Consider the following 24,109-nt stretch of genomic DNA (forward strand, 5'->3'; position numbering starts at 1 on the left):
ATTGTATTGACGTCCCTGGTCCTGCGGCGGCTGGTAATGCCGGTCGCGGTTTTGCGCCTGCTGCTGGTGTCGCCGCTGCTGGTACTCAGCTTGCTGGCGCTGCTGCTGTTCCGCCTGCTGGCGTTGACGTTGCTGTTGCTCGATCTGTTGGCGCTGACGCTGCTGGTGCTCAGCCTGCTGGCGCTGTTGCTGTTCCCCCTGCTGGCGCTGTCGCTGCTGGTGCTCAGCCTGCTGGCGCTGCTGTTGCTCCGCCCGCTGGCGCTGTTGGTGCTCAGCCTGCTGGCGTTGTCTGTCCTGCTCCCCTTCTTGCTGGCTCCGCTGCTGATCCGCTTGCCGATGCTCGCGAGGTGGCTCGGCCTGCCGTTGAGGCGGCTGGCGCTGCTCCCCGCGCTCGCGCCTGTGATCTCCACCTCCCCTGTTGCCGTCGTCGCCGGGGGCGGCGATTGCGGCCGAGCCCAGGCACAGGGCGATGGCGGTCGCCACGCCGGTAAATTTCACTACATGACGCACCATTTCGGTGTCTCCGTTCGCTGGGTGGAACTCATCTTCCATCCATGGAGACCAGACTCTCACCCGCTACCTGAACCGGGTATGAACCACCCGTTAATGTCCGGGACGCAAATGTGGCAGGACCTCGAGGTTGAAATCATCCGCCTTTTCCCATCAAATCGCCGCAACGCGGGGCCTGCGAACGGATGGAGACGGCATGACGCCAAGACTTTCAATGCAATCGGCTTACGAGACGTTTCTCAACGCCGCCTGCGCCCGCCTTGGCTACAGCGCCTCGATGAAGTCGCTTCTCTCGCTCGCGGCTCTCGAAATCAAGGTCGAAATTCCTATCGTCCGCGACAATGGCGAGTTGGCCATCTTCAGCGGCTACCGCGTTCAGCATCAAGGCGCACGCGGACCCTGCAAGGGAGGATTGCGCTACCACCCCAACGTCGACATGGAAGAGGTGCGGGAGCTAGCCTCGCTCATGACCATGAAAACGGCGCTCGTCAACATTCCGCTTGGCGGCGGCAAAGGCGGCATCGATTGCGATCCGCATAAACTATCGGTTCGCGAACTCGAGACGCTGACACGGAAATTTATCAAGCGCATTCATCGCGAGATCGGGCCGAACAGTGACATTATGGCGCCGGATGTGGGCACCGATGCGCGGGTAATGGGGTGGATCCACAGCGAATACTCGGCGATCTACGGACACTCGCCGGCCGCCGTGACGGGCAAACCACTCGCGCTGGGTGGCTCGGTCGGCCGGGAGAAGGCGACAGGCCATGGTATCGGGATCGCGATACGGGAGTATGCCACGCGCTATGGCAAGCCACTCAAAGGCGCGACTGTAGCAATCGAGGGTTTCGGTAACGTCGGGCTGCATGCGGCGCAGGCGCTGTGCGAGCTTGGAATGAAGATCATTGCGGTTTCCGACTCGCGGAGCGCGGTCTACCGCGAGGACGGTGTAGATCTCGACGCTCTGATCAAGCGAAAGAAAGAACGCGGTCTATTGTGCGAAGCGAACGATCTCGACGCGCTCAAACCGGCACAACTTCTCGAACTCGACTGTGACTACCTGCTGCCGGCTGCACTGGGCAACGTCATCACGGCCGAAAACGCGCCGCGTGTCGCCGCACGCATCATCGTCGAAGGTGCGAACGGGCCTGTAACGAGCGATGCCGACCGCACGCTGAAGGAGCGCGGCGTCGTCATCGTGCCCGATATTCTCGCCAACGCCGGCGGCGTCATCGTCAGTTATTTCGAATGGGTGCAGAATTTGCAGCGCGAAGTCTGGCCGCCGGAGAAGGTCGATTCGGAACTGGCGCGCATTCTCGGGAAGGCAGCCCACGATGTCTTCGACCATGCGGACGCAACTGGACTCGATCTTCGTTCGGCCGCTTTCGACATCGCCGTCAGCAGGGTCAAGGAAGCACTGGACGCGACCGGTTTCTAGGCACCCCCAAGATCGGACTTGGCCGACCCGACATTTCCCTGCCATAAGATTCATGTAACGGTCGGCATGGTAGACTTCCCCGCCAGGACGCCCATCTTCATATTCAGCGCAGGAACCTTCATCGGACATGTACGAGCACAGCTTCCTGCAAGCGATCATCCTCGGCGTTGTCGAGGGTGTCTCCGAATTCCTGCCGATCTCGTCGACCGGGCATCTCATCATCGTGGGGGACCTTCTCGGTTTTTCCAGCGTGCCGGGAAAAGTGTTCGAGGTTGTCATCCAACTCGGGGCGATTCTCGCGATATGCGTTCTCTATAGCGGCCGGCTGACGCGTGTGGTGCTTGACGCACCGCACGACGCGGGCGCGCGCAACTTCATTGGCGCGACTTTGGTGGCAATCGTTCCCGCCGGACTTGTCGGTGTGCTCTATCACGACTTCATCGTGGAAGTTCTCTTCACACCTTATGTCGTGTGTGCGGCCCTGATCCTCGGGGGCATCGCGATCATCCTCGTCGAGAGGCTGCATCTGGAGACGCGTATCACTTCGGTCGAAACACTCTCCATGCGGACGGCACTGAAGATCGGCCTGTTCCAGTGCCTGGCGCTCGTGCCGGGCGTATCGAGGTCCGGCGCCACCATCCTCGGAGCGCTGCTTGTCGGCGTCGAGCGAAAGACGGCGGCTGAATTCTCGTTCTTCCTCGCGATACCGGTGATGCTCGGTGCCTCTGCGGTAAGCCTGCGGGAAACGTGGCACCTTATCAATCCGAGCGACGCTCACATTATTGCGGCGGGCTTCGCGGCAGCATTCATATCGGCACTGCTTGTCGTTCGATGGCTTGTAAATTTCGTCAGCCACCACGGGTTCACGATCTTCGGCTGGTACCGGATCGTGTTCGGCAGCATCCTGCTCGCGTATTTTCTTATGAGAGGATGAATTTTCGGCTCTTCCGAAGTGCCAATCCGGGATGAAATGCCGTCAGTTCGGTGTAAAAAATGGCGGCTAACTCCCATTTAACCAAGCATTATAGGTTTAACTGCTAGCCTGAACGCTCTACGCCCAAAGTATTTCTTCGGACGTTCGGTTGTACATGGCGGAAGCAAAATATCTGGCCGAAGGTTCGGAAGAACCTGAGCGGCACGGCGGCGGAGCGCGCCCGAGCCGGCACGATGCCGTCGACCATGCGCCGCTGGAGCAGTCTACGAACTTCGCGCTCAACCCTCTCAGCCTGCGCTTCCGGCAAGCGGACGTCGAGCATCGGTACAACGTCCAGAACTTCGAGCGGCATATCGGGCTGACGCGGCTTTCCATCGCCCTCGGTGCGGTGATCTTCGCTCTCTATGCGGTTTTCGATCCGTACATCATTCCCGAGGTCGCAACCGAAGCCTGGGCGATCCGCATTGGTGTGGCCTGCCCGTTGCTGCTGGCCATCGTGGCCATCTCATATCTGCCCGGCTTTTCCTACCGGCACCAGGCGTTGTTGTCGCTGGCCATGGGCATTCCGGCACTTGCCGTCGTTGCGATGATCGCGATCGCGGATACCCCGGGCAACTACCTTTACTATGCTGGCGTTCTGATCATTCTCAGCTATGTCAACTGCCTTTGGCGGTTGCGCTACTACTACTCGATCCTGATGTCGACGATGGCGTGCGCCGCCTATGAATATGTCGTCCTGTTCGTCAATCCGATCCCGACAAATGTATTCATCAACAACAACGTCTTCCTGATCTTCGGCGTCGGCGTCAGCATGTTCGTGAACTACGTGCAGGAGTACCATCTCCGCCGCAATTTCATCGACAATGAGAAGCTGCGCTTCGAGCAGCGCCGGTCGGAACGGCTTTTGAGCCGCTCGGAAGCAGCCAACAGGGCGAAGAACGATTTCCTGGCCATCATGAGCCATGAGCTTCGCACGCCGCTGAACGCGATCATCGGCTTTTCGGAGATCATTTCAAATCAGATGTTCGGTCCCGTCGGTCAGCCGAAGTATGTCGACTACGCGAGCGACATACGCTCCAGCGGCGCTCATCTCCTGAGCATCATCAACGACATCCTCGACATCTCGAAGGCCGAGGCCGGTAAACTGCAACTCGAAGAAGAGCCGATCGATCCTGTCGAAGCCCTTAACAGCACCATGCGCATGTTCCGCCAGCGCGCCTCCGAACTCGGCGTCGAACTAAGCTTTCGCGTGCGAGACGATATTCCTTGGATCATCGCCGACCCGCGTCTATTCAACCAGGTCGCGATCAACCTCACATCCAATGCGCTCAAGTTCACGCCGGAGGAGGGGCAGGTCTCGGTCGAGCTTGGCCTGAGCCCGACCGGAGACATGGTGCTGGCCGTGAGAGATACCGGCATCGGCATCAAGGCGTCCGACACCGCACGCATTTTCGAGCCCTTCGTCCAGGTCGAGGATGCAATGTCGCGGACGCAGCAAGGCACTGGTCTCGGCCTGCCCCTGGTGCGCAAGATCATGAACCTGCATGGCGGCTCGGTGGATATCGAAAGCGTGGTCGGGGAAGGCACCGTCGCTCGCGCCACCTTCCCCAAGAGCCGCTTCATCGCGCCGCAACCTGTCGACCTGCAGTGGCAGGCGAGTTAACGGTTCAGATCAAGCCGGCTTGTCCACTACCATCAGATAGATGCACTTGGTCGCATCCACTTCGACAGCCACATTTTCGACATCGAGGCCTTCGATGAGGGCCAGCATGTCTTCCTCGGTACGGTAGATCAGACTCCAGTCCGTAACGAATTCCAGCGGCCACTCGCAGCTTTCCCGGCCCTTCTTCACGTTGGCGAGGATCAGCTTGCCGCCAGGCTTCACCTGCGCATAGAGGTCGTGCGTCAGTGCGCGCGCACGCCTTGCAGACAGGTAGTCGTAGAGGCCCAGGCTGTAGATCACATCTTGCGGCGGCAAAGCACGGAAGAGAGCGCCCGCTTTCAGAAGTTGCGCGAACGACGCCTGCAGACATTGGACCTTTGCGCGGCCCGCATGGCGCACAACTTCCGGGTAGGCATGCTCATAGGCATGCGTCAGGGCCCGGTCGTCCTGATCGATCAGGGTGAAATTCACCGGCCGCGGCAGGTGACCTATTTTCAGATAGTCATAGACCTCATAGGCCGAACCGCACCCGAGATTGGCAATGTTGATAGGCGTGTCGCCCGCTTCTTCGGCTATGCGCGCGGCGATGAGCTTCTGCGTCATCCGCAATCGCGTACCGACGCATGCGCCGGTTTCGATGCCGATGCGATGCAACAACTTTTCATAGGGCGTGTTGCCGACACGGCCCCATTCATACACGTAGTTCATGATCTGAAAGTCACCGGGATAACCCAGCGGCTTTTCGTAACATCTCTTCATCACGGCGCCCGGCATGAAGTCCGGCGTCAGAACGCGCTCGGCGTATCTCTTGTGCCGCGCAAGAGTGATGGGATCGCGCCAGACAGGTGCGAGGATGTCGTTGCCTCGATACCAGAGCTCCTTCCATTGCGGGACAATGCGGTCCTCGCAGGCAATGAGCGCTTCCAGCAGGAGTTTTTCACGCTCCGCGCCGGTCGCAGTCAGGCGCGCCTCGTAGTTCTCCAGAAGGCTCTTGTAGGAGCGGAACGTATTGACGATCTCGGTACAGAGCTGCAGAAACTCCGGTAAAATGCCTTCCGAAGTCGCGAAAGCCGGGTCCGCCAAGGACTGGGCCAGCACCAGGTTGTCGTGCTCGCTCACGATATTGGGAATGTCGAGATAGCCGGAGGTGAACTCCAGCCCGACCACGGTCCTCAATCCCTGGGTTTCGACCCGCTTGATACATCCCGCACCGCCGAAGAGCCGGGCGTCTCCCACCCGAAACTCCAGGGGGATTTCCGACCCGATCCGCTCGTCCCAGCCGTCGAGACGGGAGCTCTGGACGGCTATGCCGGTCATGCTGAGATTTTTGAGCGCAGTCTGCTCGTTTCCTATGAAAACCGCCGGAATTTCCTCTCGAAAGAGCTGTTCCGGCCGGAATCTTTCGGCCCGATAGAACATTCGGCGCCCCTGAGCGCCTGTAAGCTGCTCGTAGGTTCGGATCACTGGCCCCACCCTATTTTACGCACACACAAGAGCCCCTAAAGAATCACAAGCTTTAAGGAATTACAAACCCTAACAATTAGTTAATGGGCACTTTTACAAGAATTCCACAACCGTGAATCTACGATAGACGGCGGGCAGCCGCACGAGCGCGGCTGTTTTCCATGATCCTCATGACCGGCGGCAGCATTAACCAGTCGATGAAAAGGTTCGACAAGATGACGAGTGCCGTCATCGCACCGAGCGAGCGGTTCACCTCGAAGCCGGAAAAGGCCAGCGTGCCGAAGCCAACCGCCAGGGAGGCGGTAATCACCAGCATGGCGACGCCGACGGTGGCGAAGACATGGTTGATCGCCTGTTCGGGATCGAGACCGTCCTTCCGCGCCCGCTGATAAATCAGGAGGAAGTAGATCGTGTCGTCGACCACAAGACCGATCGTCATGGCGGTCACCACAGAGGCTGCAAGACCGATGTCCTGATACAGAAGCCCCCAAAGGCCGAAACCGACAAGGGACGGCAGCATGTTGAGGAAAATGCTCAGCACGCCGTAGCCCGTACTGCGAAGCGCGAGCCCCACCACCACTGCAATCGCCAGCACCGATACGAGCGTCGCCAGCATCATGGAACTGATGTTGACGCCGGAAAGATTGGCGAAGAGGACATTGAGCCCGATGCCGCGCGTTTGCATTTCCGGCGGCGCATTGTCGGCCAGCCAGGCGGTTGCCCGGTCGTTGAACTCCCTGATCTGTCTTGACGTCATGTGTCGCAGAATGACCGTAACGCGGCTCGAAGACCTGCTTACGTTGATCTGGTCGTTAAGCGACATGCCGAAGGGCAGCGAGAGTTCGTAGAGCAGAAAATACTGAGCGATGGTTTCTCGGTCGCGCGGCACTGCGCCGTATGTCGTTCGGCCGGCATTCATGGCTTCGTGCACGCGCGACGTCACATCGGAAATCGCCGCCACGCTGACGACGCCGGGCTGGCTCCGCAGCCACGCCTCGAAGGCCGCGAGCCGCTCCTGGTAAGCCGGCTCGAAAACGCCGCCTTCTTCCCCCGCGCCAACGTCGAACTCGACGATATTCAGCCCTGTCAGGCGTTCTTCTGCGAAGTCGGAGTCCTGCCGATAGTCGAATCGCGGATCGAAATAGCGCGCGAAATCGTCGTCGAGGCGGATGTTGCCCAACCAGATGGCGCAGGAAAAGACAATGGCACCGCAGAGGAAGAATAGTTGCCTGTAGTAGCGGTTTACGAAATGCCCGAGCGCTATCATCACACGTTCCGACCGTTGCACGGCTGGCCGAAGCGGCATCAACGAGAGAATGGCGGGGAGCCACGTGAACGTGAAAATATAAGCGAAGACGATGCCCGCCACGACGATGTTTCCCTGCTGGCGCAACGGTGGCGCATCGGCGAGATTCATCGCGAGAAAGCCGATCATCGTCGTCGCGTTGGTAAGGGTGACGGGCCAAAGGTTCATTGCAACCGCTTCGGCAATAGCCTCCTGACGAGTGAGGCCGCGGCCGAGCGCGCTCATTGCCGTCGTCACGATCCTGACGGCGGCGGCCATATTCACCGTCATGATGATGACGGGACAGGCGACCGTTGCCGTGTTGATCTCATAACCGTACCAGCCAGCCGCTCCCATCGCGGCGACGCTGGACAGGCCGAGCAGCGAGAGAATGCCGATACTGGGCAGGACGGCGCGCACAAACGCGAACATCACGAGCGAGGTGACGATGAGGCTGATCGGGATCAGCACCATCACATCGTTCATGGCGGCTTCGGAAAAGGTGCCCATCAGCATGACGTTGCCGGTCAACTTCACTTCAATGCCGGGATATGCCGCCTCGAAGTCGGCGGCGAGCGCACGGGCCGCCGCAATGATCTCCCTGACTTCCGTGGACGCTTCCGGTGGCAAGTTGAAATTGACTACGACGCCTGCCGCCCGGCCGTCGGCTGCGACAAGACGGTTCAGGAGCAAAGGGTCGGCCAGCGCTATCCGCTCGATTTCTCGGGCCTCGGCGTCAGTGACGCGGCCAGGATCCGGCACCAAATCCGCGACGGAGAAGCTGTCGGTGCCCGCTTCGACATGTGGAAAGTTCGTCAGGCCGTTGACGCGGGTCGAGTGTGGCAATTGCCACGCTCGCGATACGAGCTCGCCCATGGCGGCGAGGACATCCGGTTCGGTGACTTTGCGGCCGTCGGCCCAGACGACCATGAGCAGGTCATTGTTCTGGCCGTATTTGGCCTCGAACCCGCGCAACGTCGCGATGTCCTGGCCTTCCGGATTGAAGAAGACGCGCGTGTCGTAGGACAGCTTGAACTGAAAGACGCCGAGCGCCGCCGCAGCGAAGATCATCAGACACAACGCGATCGTCGTGCGAGGAAAACGCAAGGCCGGATTAATCGATTTACGCATTTAACGGCGCCGCCCCACCCTTAACTCCATCCAGCGCGGAGGTAACTTGCGGGATTCCGATCCGAAAGGAAAGTGAGTTTACGGGTCCTTAACAAATGTCTCCGGCGGGCGGAAACCAGGAATTAACGCTGCCTGTGTCATTAAGGATGTTGGGCTGTGTTCGCGCCATGGCGCTCGGACAGGCATGCCCAACGCAACAGGCGGGGAGAGGGCTACGACGATGCAGCTCCGCCGGGGGAAACACGGCACCGGACATGAGCACTTCGCCGCTCGTCAATCTGGCAACTGTCGGCAGCGATGAACTGCAGGCGATGCCTGTTGCCGTATTCACGGCGGCCCTGGAACAAATGTCCGCGGAAGGGATCGTACGCTTTCGCCGCATGCGGAAGCTGAGCGCGCCCCACCGTTCGGCGCTTGAGAAATACCTCGCCGAGAATCCCAGCAAACGGCCCGGCGGCGAAGCGGAGGCCGGCAATTCCAGCGCCCGCTCCGGGAAAGGCGCCGCCGACAGCGGCAAGACCAAGAAGAAAAAAGCCGGCAGTCGCGAGCCGGGGTTATGGACGGAAATGTTGTTGCGCGTCATTGCCTGGTGGGAAGGCATGGAGACCGACGACGTCGCCCGCGCCAAGGGCGTCAAACGCAGAAAGCCGAAAAAGACGGCCCCGCAACCGAAGGCATCGAAGCCGGTACCGGCGCCCGCGCCCGCACCACCTGCCATCGAAGAACCCTTGCCGCCTCTAGGCCGCGTCGAACTGATCCAAAAACTCTGGGGCGACGGCTTCAGCTTGCCCGGCGGCGCCTCGTTCGCACTCCGTGTTGCAGCACCCGTGTCCCTCATGCCGACGGGACGCTATCTCGATCTCGCGCCAGGGTTGGGAGGTGGCATGCGCGCCGTTGCGAAGGCCTGCAGCGCGACCATTTACGGCATCGAGGCGGACCAGGAGCTCGCCGCCGCCGCACAATCGATTTCGGAACAGGCAGGCATGGGCGCGACGGCGCCGGTGCGTGCAGTCGGACCGGAGGGACTTGGTTCGGATGATTTCGAACCCGCGGGCGGACATGCCGCCATCTTCATGCGCGAGGCGATGTTCGCCGTCGAGGACAAGGAAGGCATGCTGGCACTGCTTCGGTCTGCGCTGAGCGATGGCGGATCGCTGGTCCTCACCGATTTCGTGCTTGCCGACGGGGTCGGCACGGCGGTGGGGGAAGACGAAGCGGTTGCCGCGTGGCGCATCGCGGAAGAGCACACCGCACATCCATGGACGGAAGCGGAGTATCGGGCGGCGCTCGCGGCGCAAGATTACAAATTGGAAAGATTGACCGACCTGACGTCAGCCTATCTGCCGCTTATTCAGTCCGGCTGGCGCCAGCTCCATGATTGCCTGCAAAACGCCAAACTTCCGCCGGAAACGGTCACCACCTTGATGCGCGAAGGCAATGTCTGGCTTGCACGGAGCCGGGCACTGGAACCAGGACAGCTTCGCCTCGTTCATATACATGCGGTTCGTGCGCCGTCGTCGACGAACCAGACGGACGAAGGCGAACCGGATGAGGTCCAGTGGACCGATGAGTAAAACAGCGAAAGACGCGGCCGGACCCGAGGCACGGCCGACGGAGTGGCAAATGCCGGAGACCGCTATGCAGATGACAGAAGCACGCCGGCGCGTCGAACCGATACTCGACGCTTCCGGGACATTGCGGCGGCATGTGCTCAGCAAGCTCGACGAGGCTCACACGGAGACGCCGGCCAAAAGCTCCGGCAAGTCCACCGAGAGCTGACGCCGGCTTTTATTTTACCCCGATGTTGTCCGTATCCGGCTGAGGTTCGGCCGCCGTGCGCCGCATGTGATAGCGATAGCGCATGGTGGCCGCAGGGATGGACAGCAGATAGAGCGCGCAAAGCCCCGTGAAGGCGATCCACGGGTAGCTGAGAATGACCGCGGCGCCGAGACCTACCAGCAACAGGATCGGAAGTACCATGTCACGGCGAATGCGCAGGCCCATGCGCTTGCCTGAAAATGTCGGTATGCGGCTCACCATCAGGAAAGCAATTGCCAGCGCATGGATGGCAATCAGCAGCGGCACTTCCTTCAGCCATGTTACGCCGATGAAAGACAGATAGAGCGGCAGCATGACCAGACCGGCGGCGGCCGGTGCAGGCACTCCGACGAAATAGTTTCCGGCCCATACCGGCTTGTCCGGATCCTCCAGTGCCACGTTGAAGCGCGCGAGACGCAGGGCGCAGCACACCGCGAAGCCGAGGACGGCGATCCAGCCGATGCCGCCGATTTCTCCCAACGACCAGAGATAGAGAACGACAACCGGCGCGACACCGAAGTTCACGAAGTCCGTGAGCGAGTCGAGTTCCGCTCCGAAGCGCGTCGAGCCTTGCAGCATTCGGGCGATGCGGCCGTCCAGCGCATCGAAGACCGAGGCGATGATGATCGCAACCACCGCAGCCTCGAAGCGGCCTTCGATGGCGAAGCGAATGGCGGTCAATCCGGCGCAGAGGGCAAGCACCGTCAGCGCGTTCGGGATGATGGTCCGAACAGGTAGTTGCGTAAAATGCCGCGACCGGCGCAGCCGGGCATTGTCGCGCGTCCGGTAGCCCGGACCGGGACGGGGCTCAAACGGTGGAATGGGGCCGGCCATTTGCGTCAGCCTTTCATTCGAACCACGGAAGACAATCCCGTGGCAGGTTACACATGGTGCGGCTGGACCGAAATCGAATCCGCCAGAACCGTTTCGCCGCCGATCGCCGTCTGCCCGACGGCGACAAGCGGAATGGCGCCGAGCGGCAGGTAGACATCGAGGCGGCTGCCGAAACGTATGATACCGAAGCGTTCTCCCGCCGTGAGGTCGTGTCCCTCGGTCACGTCGCAGACGATGCGCCGGGCGACAAGGCCCGCAATCTGCACGACGACGACCTGCTCGCCATCCGCCCTCTCGATGAGGAGCGAGTTCCGCTCGTTTGCGTCGCTCGCCTTGTCGAGATCGGCATTCAGAAAGAGGCCCGGGCGGTAGGCGACGCGTTTCACCGTGCCTGCGACCGGCGCACGGTTCACATGACAGTTGAAGACGTTCATGAAGATGCTCACACGGGTGCGCACCATGTCGCCAAGACCGAGTTCTTCCGGCGGCGACGCTTCCGTGATGAGGTTCACGACGCCATCGGCCGGGGCAATGACCAGCCCTTCGCGCGAGGGCGTGACCCGGTCCGGATCGCGGAAGAAGTAGAGGCACCAGAGCGTCAGTATGACGCCAATCCAGCCGAGCGGATTCCAGATCAGGAAAAGAACGACCGTGACCGCGGCGAAGATGATCGCAAAGCGGTGCCCTTCCCTGTGAATTGGCGTCAAAATCGAAGTCAGGCTGTCCATATCGGCTTTCTCGGGTTTCACAATTCTGGGATCGGTACGCGGGCCGGAGTGTAACCCGCCGCGCGGCCGGGGTTAAGCATAACCGGGATCGGCGGGAATGGGTGCGATATTGGGGAGACCTTCGGTCGCAGTCTCATCGCCAAGGCCGGCTTCCAGCCCTCCGTCTTCCGCGTCACGGGCGGCGGCGTCCTCGCGTTGACGGTTCCACATGGCGGCATAGGCACCGCCGAGCGCCAGCAGCGTTTCGTGCCTGCCCCGCTCCACGACGCAGCCATGCTCGAGGACGAGGATTTCGTCTGCATCCACCACCGTGGAAAGGCGGTGGGCGATGATGAGCGTCGTCCGGTCTTGCGATATGCCCTTCAGGGCCGCCTGTATTTCCTTTTCCGTATGCGTGTCGAGGGCGGATGTCGCCTCGTCGAGGAGCAGGATCGGCGGGTTCTTCAGGATCGTGCGGGCGATGGCGACGCGCTGCTTTTCGCCGCCCGAAAGCTTGAGCCCCCGCTCCCCGACGCGGGTTTCATAGCCTTTGGGGAGGCGCTCGATGAAGGAGCCGATACGCGCAAGGTCAGCCGCCGCTTCCACTTCGGCATCCGTAGCGTCGGGACGGCCGTAGCGGATGTTGTAGCGGATCGTGTCGTTGAAGAGGACTGTGTCCTGCGGAACCATGCCGATGGCGGCGCGGAGCGAGTCCTGCTTCACGTCACGAATGTCCTGGCCGTCGATGCGCACGCTGCCTTGCGAGATGTCATAGAAGCGAAAGAGGATGCGCGCGATGGTCGACTTTCCGGCGCCGGAAGGACCGACGATCGCAAGCGTGCGCCCCGCGGGAATACGGAAGGAGACATCGTCGAGAATGCGACGGTCGGGATCGTAGAAGAAGGTCACGTTCTCGAAGACCAGCTCGCCGCCCGCCACATGGAGCGGGGCCGCGCCCGGCGCATCCTCGATCTCGGCGGGGATCTGCAGCAGGTCGAACATCGTCTCCATGTCGATCAGCGCCTGACGGATTTCGCGGTAGACCGTGCCCAGAAGATTGAGGGGCTGGTAGAGCTGGATCAGATAAGCGTTGATCATCACGAAGGAGCCGATGGTGAGGACGCCTTCGGCAATGCCCTGCGCCGCCATCAGCATCAGCGCGGTCAGGCCGCCGCTGAAGATAAGCGTCTGGCCGGTGTTCAGCAGGGACAAGGAGGTTGCGGTTTTGATCGCGGCACGCTCGTAGCCGATCATCGAGCGGTCGAAGCGGCGCGTCTCGTGTTCCTCATTGCCGAAATATTTCACGGTTTCATAGTTCAGCAGACTGTCGACCGCTTTGGTGTTCGCCTCCGTATCGAGATCATTCATCTCGCGGCGGAAGCGCGTGCGCCACTCCGTCACGACGAATGTGAAGGCGATGTAGACGATGACCGTCACGCCGGTGACAAGGGCGTAGCGGATGTCGAATGCGTAAGCGAGGATGACGCAGACGAGGCCGAGCTCGATGATGGTCGGCACGATGTTGAAGAGCGAAAAGCGCAGCAGGAAATCGACGCCCTTGGTGCCGCGCTCGATGACGCGGGAGAGGCCGCCGGTGCGCCGCTCGAGGTGGAAGCGGAGCGACAATGCATGCAGATGGCGGAAGGTTTCGACGGCGAGTTCGCGAACCGCGTTTTGTCCAACCTTCGCGAAGATCGCGTCGCGCAACTGCGCCAGCGCCACCATCATGATGCGGCCGACGCCATAGGCGAGGATCAGCATCACCGGCACGATGACAGCGGCGGCGGCCACGGTTTCCGGCGTGAGGCGGTCGACGGCTTCCTTGTAGATGAAGGGCACGTATACCGTGACGCCCTTGGCCGCGACGAGTGCCACCATTGCCGCGACGACGCGGACGCGCAAATCCGTCCGCCCCTCCGGCCAGAGCCGGGGCAGCATGGCGGCGAGCGTCCGCCAGTGGCGGCGGGGCGGCGTGAAGGCCCCACCGGTTACCGGATCGGGGCCGCCGTGCGAGGCTGGCTTCATATGTGGTGACATGAGACGCAGGGTCTCCGGTTTCGCGATTCCGCACAAGGCTCTGAGCGGTAACGCATATTGCATAAGGCAACGCCCCATCCGGAAGCCCGGACGGGGCGTCATTCCCTACTTTAAATAAGCCTTATTGGGCCGGGGACAATGTTGTCTTTCAGTCCCCTAGCGGTCCAAACCGGGCGTTTCGAAGACCTGGCCGGGATAGATGAGGTTCGGGTCGCGGATCTGGCTCTTGTTGGCTTCGTAGATGACGGTGTAGCTGAAGCCGGAACCATAGAGGCCACGGGCGATGTTCCAGAGGTTGTTGCCCGGCTGGATGACGACCTTGCCGTCCCGGAGGGCGGCGAGAACGGCGGCGGCCTCCCCCCTTTCGAAGGGTACTTCGACGCGGCCGACGACACGGCCTTCCTCGTCGATCTGGTCTACGCGGAGCGCGTATTGGCCGGGGGCGATATCGGTTTCGGGGCGGAGTTCCCAGCGGCCGGATTCATTCGCCGTCGCTTCGCCGACCGGATCGCCGCCAACATAGACACGGACCTTCGAGCCCGGATCGGCGCGGCCGGAGACGATGACGTTGCCCTTTTCGTCGTAGTCGACGGTTTCGAGGACGAGGCTGCCGGCATCGGCCGGGACGCCCGGGCCTTGCAGCACGGTGCTTGCCTTGCCGGGTTCGCTGCGGACGACGAGGGCGGGTTTGCTCGTGTCTTCGGGGACGTTGACGGTGACGACCTGGAGGCTGTCCTTCACGCTGCCGTCCGGATTGCTGGCGGTGAGGCGAAGCTCGATCGTGCCCGGTTTCAAAGGCTCTTCGAGCACGGCGACCCATTCGCCGCGCTCGTCGGCCGTGGTTTCGGCGACGACTTCGCCGTTGGCCTTCAACTGGATGCGGGCGCCGGGGAGCGAGCGGCCGGCGGCGAGCGCCGAACCGTCGCGCTCGACGCGGACAATGTCGAAGGTCGGGATGGAAGGATCGGCCGCCTCGTCCGCCGCGCCCGCATCGGCGGGAGTGGCGGATTCGCTGACGATTTCGGCTGGTGCCGGCCCCGTGTCGCCGCGAAAGAAAAACCAGTAGCCGCCGACGAGAAGAATGAGCGCGACCACAAAAGCGCCCACAATCGCCCCGATTTTCATTTGTTCTACCTTCCCCGATACCGTGCCGAAACGGCACAAGCCAACTGCCCCATCTACAGCTTATCGCGTAGCTTGCAATTGCGGCACCAATGTGAAACCTCGCGCGTGAAACAGCGACCGAAAAATGCGGAAAGCCGGACAACGATGAAGCTTACAAGTCTTTGCGTTTATTGCGGTTCCAGCACCGGCAAGGACCCCTTGTTCATGGCCGAGGCGGAGCGCTTCGGACACATGATGGCGCGTTCGAATGTCGAACTGGTTTACGGCGGCGGCGGTGTCGGCGTGATGGGCGCGGTGGCGCGGGCGGTGCTCGCGAAAGACGGCAAAGTCACTGGAATCATTCCGAAATTCCTGACGGAGATCGAAGTCGAATTCAAGGAAGTGACGGAACTGATCGTGACCGAGAGCATGCATGCGCGAAAGCAGCTCATGTTCGAGCGATCCCAGGGCTTCGTGGCCCTGCCCGGCGGCGTCGGGACGGTCGAGGAAACGATCGAGATGCTGACCTGGGCGCAGCTCGGACGGCACAGCTATCCCATTGTCATCGCGAACATAAACGGCTTCTGGGACCCGCTGATCGAACTGCTCGACCACATCATCAAGGCGGGTTTCGCGCGGTCGGATATCCGCCGCATCTACTCGGTGGTGGACCGCGTGGAGGACATCATTCCGAGGGTCGAGGCATCGCTCTAGAGGGCGTCTGTCATCGAACTGTCAACGATCTGTCACAAATGAAATTTGCGCGCGGCCGCAAATTTCTTGTCCCCGGTTTGGGCGGGTCTCGCGCGTCTGGAAAAATTCTTATCCCCGGTTTGCGAGGGCGGCGAGACGTCTCAATTCGCGCTCGCGGCGCCAGGTATCCGCGCTGAATATCCCCAGTCCGATCCAGATGAGCCCGAAAGTGACGATCTGGGCGGGCATAAGCGGCTCGCCATAGAGAAAGACGGCGACGAAGAACTGCGTCGTCGGCGCGAGATACTGCATCAGGCCCAATGTGGCGAGGCGAATGCGCTGAGCGCCGAAGGTGAAGAGGAGGAGTGGCACGGCGGTCATCGGACCCGTCAGTACAAGGAACATCCAGATGTGCCAGCCTTGATTGGCGAGGCTGGTGCCGCCATGACCGGACAGCCACCAGAGATAGGCGAGCGCGAGCGGCAGCAGTACGGCAACCTCGACGAAGAGACCTTCGAGCGGGCCGGTCTTCGTCACCTTCCGCAGATAGCCATAGGCCGCGAAGGTGATCGCGAGGTAGAGCGAAATCCAGGGCAGCGTGCCGAGCGCGACAGTGAAATAGAGGACGCCGACAAAGGCGAGCGCGACCGCGAATATCTGCGGCCGCGACAGGCGCTCGCCGAGAAAGGCCACGCCGAGCAGCACGCTCATCAGCGGATTGATGTAATAGCCGAGACTCGTTTCGAGGATGCGCTGCTCGTTGATCGAATAGATGAAGACGAACCAGTTGGAACCGATGAGGAGCGCGGTACCCACAAGCGTCAGCATGGTGCGGCGGTCGCGGAAGAGCGTCAGAAGTTCCGGGCCGCGCCGCAGAAGGAGAATGACGGCGAGGACGAGGACGACGCTCCAGACGGATCGGTGCGCCAGAACCTCGAAGGGCGGCACCTCGACAAGCTGCTTGTAGAAGATGACGGAAACGCCCCAGAGCAGATAGCCGAGCCCCGCCGCCGCGGCGCCGAGGGCGGCTTCGCTATGGGGAGAGGGTCTGGCTGCGGGTGTTTGCTGCATGGTGCAGGTTCCCGTTCTTGAGGTGCCGGGACGGCGGGCCAGAGCTATAGACCTGTTCGAGGGATTTTGGGAGACGGGATTTGACCCGATGCGCTCAATCCCTGGCCGTTTCCGGCCGCGCATTTTCACGACGCCAGGTGGCGGGGAGAAACAAGACGACCTTTTTTTTCACACAAGGACGCCATTCAATGCTTTGCCGGGCATACCTGACGGGCCATCATTGCGCCGATTGACCGCCTGAGTCGACCGTCGGCGACAAGAGTGGCATGGCTCTTATTCTATTAGCTTAGCAGCAGGCGGATGAACCTTTTCAACAGAAAGACGCTGAAGCGATACGTACAGAGCGTATCCGTGCCCGCCGATCATGCCGCCGCGCTGGAGGCGTGGGCCGAGATGATTGCAACCGGTCGAATTTACGACCTGAAAGAAAAGGCACTCTACGGCGAGTTCACATCGAAGCTCATCGAAGGCGTCCTCGGGTACCGGGGTCCCACGGCAGGCGCCTACTACACCGTTGCGACCGAACAGGCCATCTTGCGGGGCAGTGTCGATCTGGCCCTCGGGCGATTTGGCGGAAAGACACCTGAAATCCTCGCGCCGTTCGAACTGAAGGGCGCCGACACTCGTGACCTCGACGCGATCATGCCGGGACGCAGCAAAAGCCCGGTGCAGCAGGCGTGGGAATACGCCATGAACGCCCGGGGCGTGAAATGGGTGCTCGTCTGCAACTATATCGAATTGCGGCTTTATGGTTTTGGTGAAGGCACGGCCGCCTATGAAACCTTCCAGCTCGCCCGCCTGACCGAACCCGAGGAATACGCGCGGTTCATGCTGTTGCTTTCAGCGGACAATCTGCTGTCGGGCCGCACGCTCGATTTACTGAAGGAAAGCCGCGCCGAAGACAAGGACATCACCAACAAGCTCTATGTCGACTACAGCACGTTGCGCGGGAAACTGATCGGTGCGGTGCAGGATGCCGATGCGGATATCGAACGGCTCGATGCCATCGCCGTTGCGCAAAAGATTCTCGACCGCGTGCTGTTCGTCGCCTTCGCCGAAGATACATATCTGCTTCCCGATAACACGCTCGAGAACGCCTTCAGCGCCCGCGACCGGTACAATCCCCGTCCGATCTGGGAAAACTTCAAAGGATTGTTCAACGCCATCGATCAAGGCAGCGAAGACCTGAAGATACCGCGCTATAATGGAGGATTGTTTCAACCGGACGAACGCATCGACAAGCTCGTTCTGTCCGACGCAATTTGCGAGGACTTCAAGGCACTGGGCGGCTACGATTTTGCCTCCGAAGTCTCCGTCACCGTTCTGGGCCATATCTTCGAGCAGTCCATCGCAGACGTCGAACGACTTCAGGCGTTTGCGCGAGGCGAAGAGCAGGAGCCGGAAAAGATTTCCGGCACGACAGGGCGGCGCAAGCGCGATGGCGTGGTCTATACGCCCGACTACATCGCCCGCTTCATCGTGGCCGAAACGCTGGGCGCACATCTCAACGAAATCTTCACCGACATTCTACGCGCGCATGCAAAGACCGGAACCGATCTTTCCGACTACGAAGAAATCAAGTGGCGCAGAAGGTCAGCCGAACTTGAAGCCTGGCAAGCCTATCGGGATCGCCTCAAGACGCTGCGTATCGTCGATCCCGCCTGCGGATCGGGCGTGTTCCTCATCATGGCTTTCGATTTCCTGAAGGCCGAACTGATCCGCACGAACGAAAAGATCAAAGAATTAGTGCCAAAGGTCGAGCACTACGGCGATTTGCTGGACTATTTACCCGACAGCGAAATCCTGACCAACAATCTTTTCGGCGTCGATGTGAATGATGAAAGCATCGAGATCGCCAAGCTGTCCCTGTGGATCAAGACCGCCCGTCGCGGCAAGGTGCTGGACAGTCTGGACGCCAATCTGCGGGTGGGTGACAGCCTAATCGAAGACAGCAATTTTGCCTATCTCGATCATGCCTTCACATGGGAAACCGCTTTTCCGGAGGTTTTTGCCGAAGGCGGCTTCGACGTGGTTCTCGGCAATCCGCCCTATGTGCGAATGGAGCTTCTGAAGGCACTCAAGCCTTATCTTGAAAGGCGATACGAGGTCGTTGCGGGACGCGCCGATCTTTATTTTTATTTCTTCGAACGTGGCTTGCGCTTGCTGAAGCAAGGCGGACGACTTGGATACGTATGCAACTCGACGTTCTTAAACACAAAAGCTGCGACATCACTTCGTAAGTATCTATTGGACAATTCGAAGATAGAGAATCTTGTTAACTTCGGCGATATCCAAATCTTTGAGGGTGTTGCAACGTTACCAATGATAGTCACAATGCAAAGGTGGCCAAACCCTGTCGGCCACTCCCTTTCATATTGGGACGTGGAGAGAATATCGTCTGACAATTTCTTTGTGCAATACCAATCTGAGAAGTCAGAATTTTCTCAAGACCAGCTGTCAGAGACGCCTTGGAAGTTGGAAGGCTCCCACCAGCGGGCACTTCGCGATAAAATCACGAAAAACAAAAAGACACTCAGAGAGGTTTATGGATCACCGCTCTACGGCATCAAGACTGGGCTTAACGAAGCTTTCGTGATCGACACGCCCACGAAAGAGCGGCTGTGCGCCGAAGACCCGCGGTCCATCGAACTGCTGAAACCCTTCCTTGAAGGCAAAGATCTGAAACGCTGGCGTGCCGAGCCGCGCGGATTGTGGCTGATCTACATTCCCAAGAACCGGATCAAGATTGACGACTATCCGGCCATTCGAGATTGGCTACTTCCGTTTAAAGGAAAACTGGAGAAGCGGGCGACCAAACAACAATGGTTCGAACTGCAGCAGGCTCAAGAAGCATACGGCGAGAGGTACCTTAAGCCCAGAATTTTTCTAGCGCACTTCAATCGTCGGTACTTCTTCTATGCGGACGACGACTCACTGCCAAATGATAAAGGTTACGTCATACCCACGGATGATAGATGGCTGGCGGCGTTGCTTGGTTCAAATGTTATCTGGTTTATCCTCGTTAACATTGCGCCCCAAGTTATTGGGGGTTCTCGCGAGTTGAGAGCTCACTATGTTGATACCGTGCCAATTCCAAATACTTCCAGTGAGCATCGATCCGCACTAAGCCGTCTGACGGATAATGCTCAAGCAAATGCACAATTGCGCTTGGAGCTGCAAACGGCCTTCGTCCGCCGGATTCCCGATCTCTGCCCGTCGGGCCGCAAGTCCAAGCTGACAACTAGGCTTCAGGAATGGTGGACCCTACCCGACTTCGCCGCCTTCCGGACCGAGGTGAAGAAGGTTTTCAAGACGGATATTCCGTTGGCGGAGCGCACCGCCTGGGAGGAATGGATGGCGCGCGACCGCGCCGAAATCATCCGGCTGACTGCCGAGATCGCGCGATGCGAGGCGGAGATCGACAGCATCGTTTACGACCTCTTCGACCTGACTCCCGATGAAATCTCGCTGCTGGAGAGCGCCGTGCAGACGTGATCCTGATTTCTTCGCTTTCCAGGTACGAGAGAGAAAGGAAAGACGTGTATGACCCGGACAAGCCGGGTCATGACGGTAAGGTTTCGGGTCGGCGTAGTAGAATCCCGCATCGAGCAGAAATACCCTGGACCCGCTGCGCTCAATCCCTGGCCGTTTCCGGACGGGCATTTTCGCGGCGCCAGGTGGCGGGGGGCGTGCCGAAGCTGCGTTTGAAGGCGCGGCTGAAGGCGGCTTCGGATTCGTAGCCGGCGTCGAAGGCGATGCGCGCAATCGAGTCCGGCGTGTCGGAGAGGCGGCGCGCGGCGAGCTGCATGCGCCATTTGCCGAGATAGCGCATGGGCGGGTCGCCGATCAGCTCGGTGAAGCGGGAGGCGAAGGCGGAACGCGACAGGCCGACCTCACCTGCAAGGGCATCCGTCGTCCAGGGACGGTCGAGCCGCCCGTGAAGGAGCGCGAGCGCACGGCCGATGGTGGGATCGCGCAGGGCGGCGAGCCATCCTTTTTCCCCTTCCGGGAGCGAGGCGACATGACGATGGACTGCCTCCTCGAACAGAAGTTCGGCAAGGCGGCCAAGCACCACGGCCGAACGGTCGCCACCGCCCGCAAGCGCGGCGGACGCGAAGCGGAAGGTGCTCTCGATCCATTCGCCGGTGTGATCCTCCGGGACGTCGAGACGAAGCACGGGCGGAAGGAAGGAAAGAAGCGTGTCGCCCGGCGTTTCATTGCCGAGAAAGCCGCAGACGATGCGCGTCCGCGCGCCGCCGCCGCCGTGGACGATGCGAGCGAGGCCACCATCGGGCGCGGGCAGGACGAGATCGTGGGAATGGGCGACCGCGATGCCCGGGCCGCTTGCCAGAACGTGCGGATGGTTTTGCGGCAGGAGCAGTATCTCGCCGCGCCGTGCCGTGAGGTCCGGGTACCCGTCGAGCTGGAGCAGAAGCTCGCCCTCCTCGACATAGTGGTAAGCGATGAGGTTGCGCGGCACATAGCCGAAGGGGGCGCAATCGTCCGGCTCCACGCGCGACACGATGCACCAGGGAGCCGTGAACTCCGCCTCGAGAAAAATGCCGCCCGTGAGACGCATCGAGCGCAGGACGTCCGACAGAGGGTCCATCTGCCTACCCCGGAAATTCGGCGGATCGGTCAAACGATACGGCGTCTCACGCATTACCGCCGGGACCGACCGCGCATAAATTCCGCCCGACCGCGAAACGCAGCCGCCAGCCGGAATGGACGGAGCGCGATTTAGCACGCCCCCCTTCTGAACGAAAAGGTTCTACCATGACAAAATACAGAAATCGCCTGCCTCAACTGAATGGCGGATTGTTTCTCTCCGATGCCGGAATCGAAACCACGCTGATTTTCGAGGACGGGTTCGAACTGCCCTATTTCGCCGCTTTCCACCTGTTGCAGGATCAGGCGGGGACGGAGGGGTTGCGCACCTATTTCCGCCGCCATGCGAAAATCGCGCGGGATGCCCGCACCGGCTTCATTCTCGAAAGCCCGACCTGGCGCGCGAGCCCGGACTGGGGCCAGAAGCTCGGCTATACACCGGAGGCGCTGGACGCGGCGAACCGCGTGGCGCTCAGGCTGATGCATGAATTGCGCGAGGAATTCGAGACGCCCTCCTCTCCCATGGTCATCAGCGGCTGTGTCGGCCCGCGCGGCGACGGCTACGAGGCCGGACGGATCATGAGCCCGGAGGAAGCGGAGGCCTATCACGCGCGACAGATCCGTCTCTATGCGGAGGAAGGCGCTGACATGGCGACGGCGATCACCATGACGAACGTCAACGAGGCCATCGGCGTGGCGCGCGCCGCGAAGGCGGCGGGGCTTCCTGTCGCGATCTCCTTCACGGTGGAGACGGACGGGACGCTGCCCGCCGGCGACCGGCTGGGCGATGCGATTGCCGCCGTGGACGCCGCGACGGGGCGCTATCCCGCCTACTACATGATCAACTGCGCGCACCCGGACCATTTCAATGCCGTGCTGAAAGGCGAATGGGTGAAGCGGATCGGCGGCATCCGCGCCAATGCATCGCGCTGCAGCCATGCGGAACTCGACGAGGCGGAAGTGCTCGATTCCGGCAATCCGCAGGAACTTGGCCAGCAGTACCGCGATTTGCGGGCGCGGTTTCCGCAGATCAATGTTCTGGGCGGCTGCTGCGGCACCGACCACCGGCATATCGAGGCGATTTCTTCGGCTTGTCTCGAAGCGGCGTAAGACAGGAGCGGGGCCGCCGAGGCGCGGCCCCGCCGGATTCGATCACGATGTCAGGAATGCCTCGCTTGCGCTAACGCCCGCTTTTTTGAGGGCGGCGGTTGCGGCCGCGTCCACAGCGCGCGGGGTGACGTAGTTTCCTTCGCGGGTCCAGTGGCGGACGACGGAAGCGAAGCGTTCGCCGTAGCGTTCGGCGGTCAGGATGTCGCCTGGCGTCGGGAACCGGTTCGGGTCGCTGTCCGGTTCACTCATCGCCATCGGCCCAAGGAAGGCGCCGAGGCGGTTTATGTCGTCCTGTGGGGCTTCGGCGTGATTGGCACCCGGATGATCGCCCATCGGCACCCAGAACATGCCCATCTGGGCGGCGTAGGTGAGAAGCATCATCAGAGTGACCTGCTTGTCGCCGTTGAAGGAACCGGAATTGGTAAAGCCGCCGGCCCATTTGTCCTTGAATGACTGATCGTACCAGAGGCCGAAGGTGCCTTCGAGGAAGGCCTTGAAGACGGCGGAGACGGTTCCGAAATAGGTGACGCTGCCGAAGAGGATGCCGTCCACTTCCTTCAGTTCCTCCATCATCTGCCTGTCGCGCCAGCGCATGTCCGGCCCGACCTGATCGGCGGAAAGCGGATAGACAGCTACCTCAACGCCGGGCACCGACGCACAGCCGCGCGCAATGGCCTCGGCCTGACGGCCGGTGCGATTTCCTCCCGAGTGATAGACGACTGCGATCTTTGCCATGGCGTTTTTCCTGCGTTGGTCATTATGTACTCGTAAGTACATATTGGTCGAAGGAACGTCAAGGGACAAAAATCGCCGGGTGTTCATTTGTCCGGGATCAGCGGTCCAGTGCGGAGAGCGCCTGCTCCATGGCGCGGCGCGTGTTTGCGGGTGAGGGATGCGCACGGGCAAGGACGAGGAAGCCTTTCTGCGCTGCCATGAGATGAAGCGCGGCCGATTTCGGATCGATGTTCTTCGAGAAATCGCCGAACTTCACGCCACGCCGGATTGCCGCCTCGAGGAGCGCTTCCTCGCGCCTGTCGAACGCTTCGACGGCCTTCACGACTTCCTCATCGACGCTCGCGGCCTCCAGCGTCGTGTTGACAGAGAGACACCCCTTGGCCGCGGCGCCCGCGCAGGAGGGGAGGAAACTCAGGAACCATTTGCGGATGCTGTCGCGCGGCGGGTCTTCGGCGAGCGATGCCTTCATGTAGGCGAGCAGCATGGCGTGGTAGCGCTTCAGCACGTGCTGGAAGAGAGAGGACTTGTCACCGAAGGCGGCGTAGAGGCTCGGCTTGTTGACGCCGGTCGCTTCCGTGATGCCGTCGAGAGAAGTGGCAGTGTAGCCCTTCTTCCAGAAGACCTGCATGGCGGCATTCAGCACTTCATCGGTGTCGAAACTGCGGGGCCTTGCCATGATCGTCCCATCGGTGCGCTGAAGACTGTGTTCCGGGCTTCTTATATCATGCGGAACAGGGAAAAATGCCAGAGCCGGGAGGCGCGCCCATGACCAGTTCATTCCTTCTGCTGCTGACGCTGCTGGCCGCGCTGGGGAGCGGCATTGTGGCCGGAATCTTTTACGGGTTTTCGAGTTTCATCATGGGGGCGCTCGGGAAGCTCGCGCCGCATGAGGGGATTGCGGCGATGCAATCCATCAATGTGGTGGTGATCAATCCGGCATTCTTCGCGGCGTTTTTCGGGACGGCGG

Annotated in this window: 18 protein-coding genes and 2 pseudogenes; 9 read left to right on the forward strand and 11 right to left on the reverse strand. The window is 60.9% G+C overall.

Translation table 11 applies throughout. The features are described from left to right. Positions 1-513, reverse strand: a pseudogene (locus Q8S60_RS15415) (hypothetical protein); the annotation flags it as partial. A gap of 193 nt (positions 514-706) precedes the next feature. Between Q8S60_RS15415 and Q8S60_RS15420 the strand changes: the two are divergent. The 3 genes from Q8S60_RS15420 to Q8S60_RS15430 all read left to right on the forward strand — a co-directional run bounded on the left by Q8S60_RS15420 (position 707) and on the right by Q8S60_RS15430 (position 4,545). Beyond that, entirely contained in the window at positions 707-1,948 is a 1,242-nt protein-coding gene (locus Q8S60_RS15420) for a Glu/Leu/Phe/Val dehydrogenase (RefSeq protein ID WP_305668703.1), read from the forward strand. Positions 1,949-2,075: 127 nt separating this feature from the next. Beyond that, positions 2,076-2,882, forward strand: a complete 807-nt coding sequence (locus tag Q8S60_RS15425) for an undecaprenyl-diphosphate phosphatase (protein WP_305277405.1) — start codon at positions 2,076-2,078, stop codon at positions 2,880-2,882. A 154-nt stretch (positions 2,883-3,036) separates the two neighbouring features. Beyond that, positions 3,037-4,545: a HAMP domain-containing sensor histidine kinase gene (locus tag Q8S60_RS15430; protein ID WP_305277404.1), complete on the forward strand. Its 1,509-nt coding sequence runs from the start codon at positions 3,037-3,039 to the stop codon at positions 4,543-4,545. A gap of 9 nt (positions 4,546-4,554) precedes the next feature. Here the strand turns inward: Q8S60_RS15430 and Q8S60_RS15435 are convergent, their stop codons facing one another. Next, positions 4,555-5,862 carry a class I SAM-dependent methyltransferase gene (locus Q8S60_RS15435; protein ID WP_305277403.1) on the reverse strand — a complete coding sequence of 436 codons (1,308 nt, stop codon included), beginning with the start codon at positions 5,860-5,862 and terminating at the stop codon, positions 4,555-4,557. A 265-nt stretch (positions 5,863-6,127) separates the two neighbouring features. After that, a complete protein-coding gene (locus tag Q8S60_RS15440) occupies positions 6,128-8,425 on the reverse strand; it encodes an RND family transporter (RefSeq protein ID WP_305277402.1) in 2,298 nt (765 codons plus the stop codon). 254 nt (positions 8,426-8,679) lie between these two features. Between Q8S60_RS15440 and Q8S60_RS15445 the strand changes: the two genes are divergently transcribed. Together Q8S60_RS15445 and Q8S60_RS15450 are read left to right on the forward strand one after the other, a co-directional pair. Beyond that, positions 8,680-9,999, forward strand: a complete 1,320-nt coding sequence (locus Q8S60_RS15445; protein WP_305277401.1) for a class I SAM-dependent methyltransferase — start codon at positions 8,680-8,682, stop codon at positions 9,997-9,999. Positions 10,000-10,069: 70 nt separating this feature from the next. Next, positions 10,070-10,204, forward strand: a complete 135-nt coding sequence (locus Q8S60_RS15450; RefSeq protein ID WP_305668704.1) for a hypothetical protein — start codon at positions 10,070-10,072, stop codon at positions 10,202-10,204. Positions 10,205-10,213: 9 nt separating this feature from the next. Here the strand turns inward: Q8S60_RS15450 and pssA are convergent, their stop codons facing one another. From pssA to Q8S60_RS15470, 4 genes are all read right to left on the reverse strand, one after another. Further along, entirely contained in the window at positions 10,214-11,077 is an 864-nt protein-coding gene (gene pssA / locus Q8S60_RS15455; protein ID WP_305277399.1) for a CDP-diacylglycerol--serine O-phosphatidyltransferase, read from the reverse strand. Positions 11,078-11,124: 47 nt separating this feature from the next. After that, the gene (locus Q8S60_RS15460; RefSeq protein ID WP_305277398.1) at positions 11,125-11,805 is read right to left on the reverse strand and encodes a phosphatidylserine decarboxylase; all 681 of its coding nucleotides are present in this window, start codon (positions 11,803-11,805) and stop codon (positions 11,125-11,127) included. 72 nt (positions 11,806-11,877) lie between these two features. Continuing rightward, positions 11,878-13,821, reverse strand: a complete 1,944-nt coding sequence (locus Q8S60_RS15465) for an ABC transporter ATP-binding protein/permease (RefSeq protein WP_370867287.1) — start codon at positions 13,819-13,821, stop codon at positions 11,878-11,880. Between the two features lie 156 nt (positions 13,822-13,977). Beyond that, positions 13,978-14,946 (reverse strand): LysM peptidoglycan-binding domain-containing protein, encoded by a 969-nt coding sequence (locus tag Q8S60_RS15470; protein ID WP_305277397.1) that lies wholly within the window; start codon positions 14,944-14,946, stop codon positions 13,978-13,980. A gap of 144 nt (positions 14,947-15,090) precedes the next feature. On the opposite strand from Q8S60_RS15470, the gene Q8S60_RS15475 reads away from it, so the two are divergent. Continuing rightward, positions 15,091-15,639, forward strand: a complete 549-nt coding sequence (locus Q8S60_RS15475) for a TIGR00730 family Rossman fold protein (RefSeq protein ID WP_305668705.1) — start codon at positions 15,091-15,093, stop codon at positions 15,637-15,639. 108 nt (positions 15,640-15,747) lie between these two features. Here the strand turns inward: Q8S60_RS15475 and rarD are convergent, their stop codons facing one another. Next, positions 15,748-16,689 carry an EamA family transporter RarD gene (gene rarD / locus Q8S60_RS15480; RefSeq protein WP_305277395.1) on the reverse strand — a complete coding sequence of 314 codons (942 nt, stop codon included), beginning with the start codon at positions 16,687-16,689 and terminating at the stop codon, positions 15,748-15,750. 300 nt (positions 16,690-16,989) lie between these two features. Here rarD and Q8S60_RS15485 point away from each other — a divergent pair, with 300 nt between their 5' ends. Continuing rightward, the gene (locus Q8S60_RS15485) at positions 16,990-20,184 is read left to right on the forward strand and encodes an Eco57I restriction-modification methylase domain-containing protein (protein WP_305277394.1); all 3,195 of its coding nucleotides are present in this window, start codon (positions 16,990-16,992) and stop codon (positions 20,182-20,184) included. A gap of 139 nt (positions 20,185-20,323) precedes the next feature. Here Q8S60_RS15485 and Q8S60_RS15490 read toward each other — a convergent pair whose 3' ends face one another. After that, positions 20,324-21,298 (reverse strand): AraC family transcriptional regulator, encoded by a 975-nt coding sequence (locus Q8S60_RS15490; RefSeq protein ID WP_305277393.1) that lies wholly within the window; start codon positions 21,296-21,298, stop codon positions 20,324-20,326. A gap of 167 nt (positions 21,299-21,465) precedes the next feature. Here Q8S60_RS15490 and Q8S60_RS15495 point away from each other — a divergent pair, with 167 nt between their 5' ends. Continuing rightward, positions 21,466-22,407 carry a homocysteine S-methyltransferase family protein gene (locus Q8S60_RS15495; protein WP_305277392.1) on the forward strand — a complete coding sequence of 314 codons (942 nt, stop codon included), beginning with the start codon at positions 21,466-21,468 and terminating at the stop codon, positions 22,405-22,407. 42 nt (positions 22,408-22,449) lie between these two features. On the opposite strand, the gene Q8S60_RS15500 is transcribed toward Q8S60_RS15495, so the two are convergent. Further along, the gene (locus tag Q8S60_RS15500; RefSeq protein WP_305277391.1) at positions 22,450-23,142 is read right to left on the reverse strand and encodes a flavodoxin family protein; all 693 of its coding nucleotides are present in this window, start codon (positions 23,140-23,142) and stop codon (positions 22,450-22,452) included. Between the two features lie 97 nt (positions 23,143-23,239). Continuing rightward, entirely contained in the window at positions 23,240-23,818 is a 579-nt protein-coding gene (locus tag Q8S60_RS15505; protein ID WP_305277390.1) for a TetR/AcrR family transcriptional regulator, read from the reverse strand. Positions 23,819-23,907: 89 nt separating this feature from the next. Between Q8S60_RS15505 and Q8S60_RS15510 the strand changes: the two are divergent. Continuing rightward, a pseudogene (locus tag Q8S60_RS15510) lies at positions 23,908-24,109 on the forward strand (hypothetical protein); the annotation flags it as partial.

Source organism: Parvibaculum sp. (assembly GCF_030694575.1).
Classification (GTDB): Bacteria; Pseudomonadota; Alphaproteobacteria; order Parvibaculales; family Parvibaculaceae; genus Parvibaculum.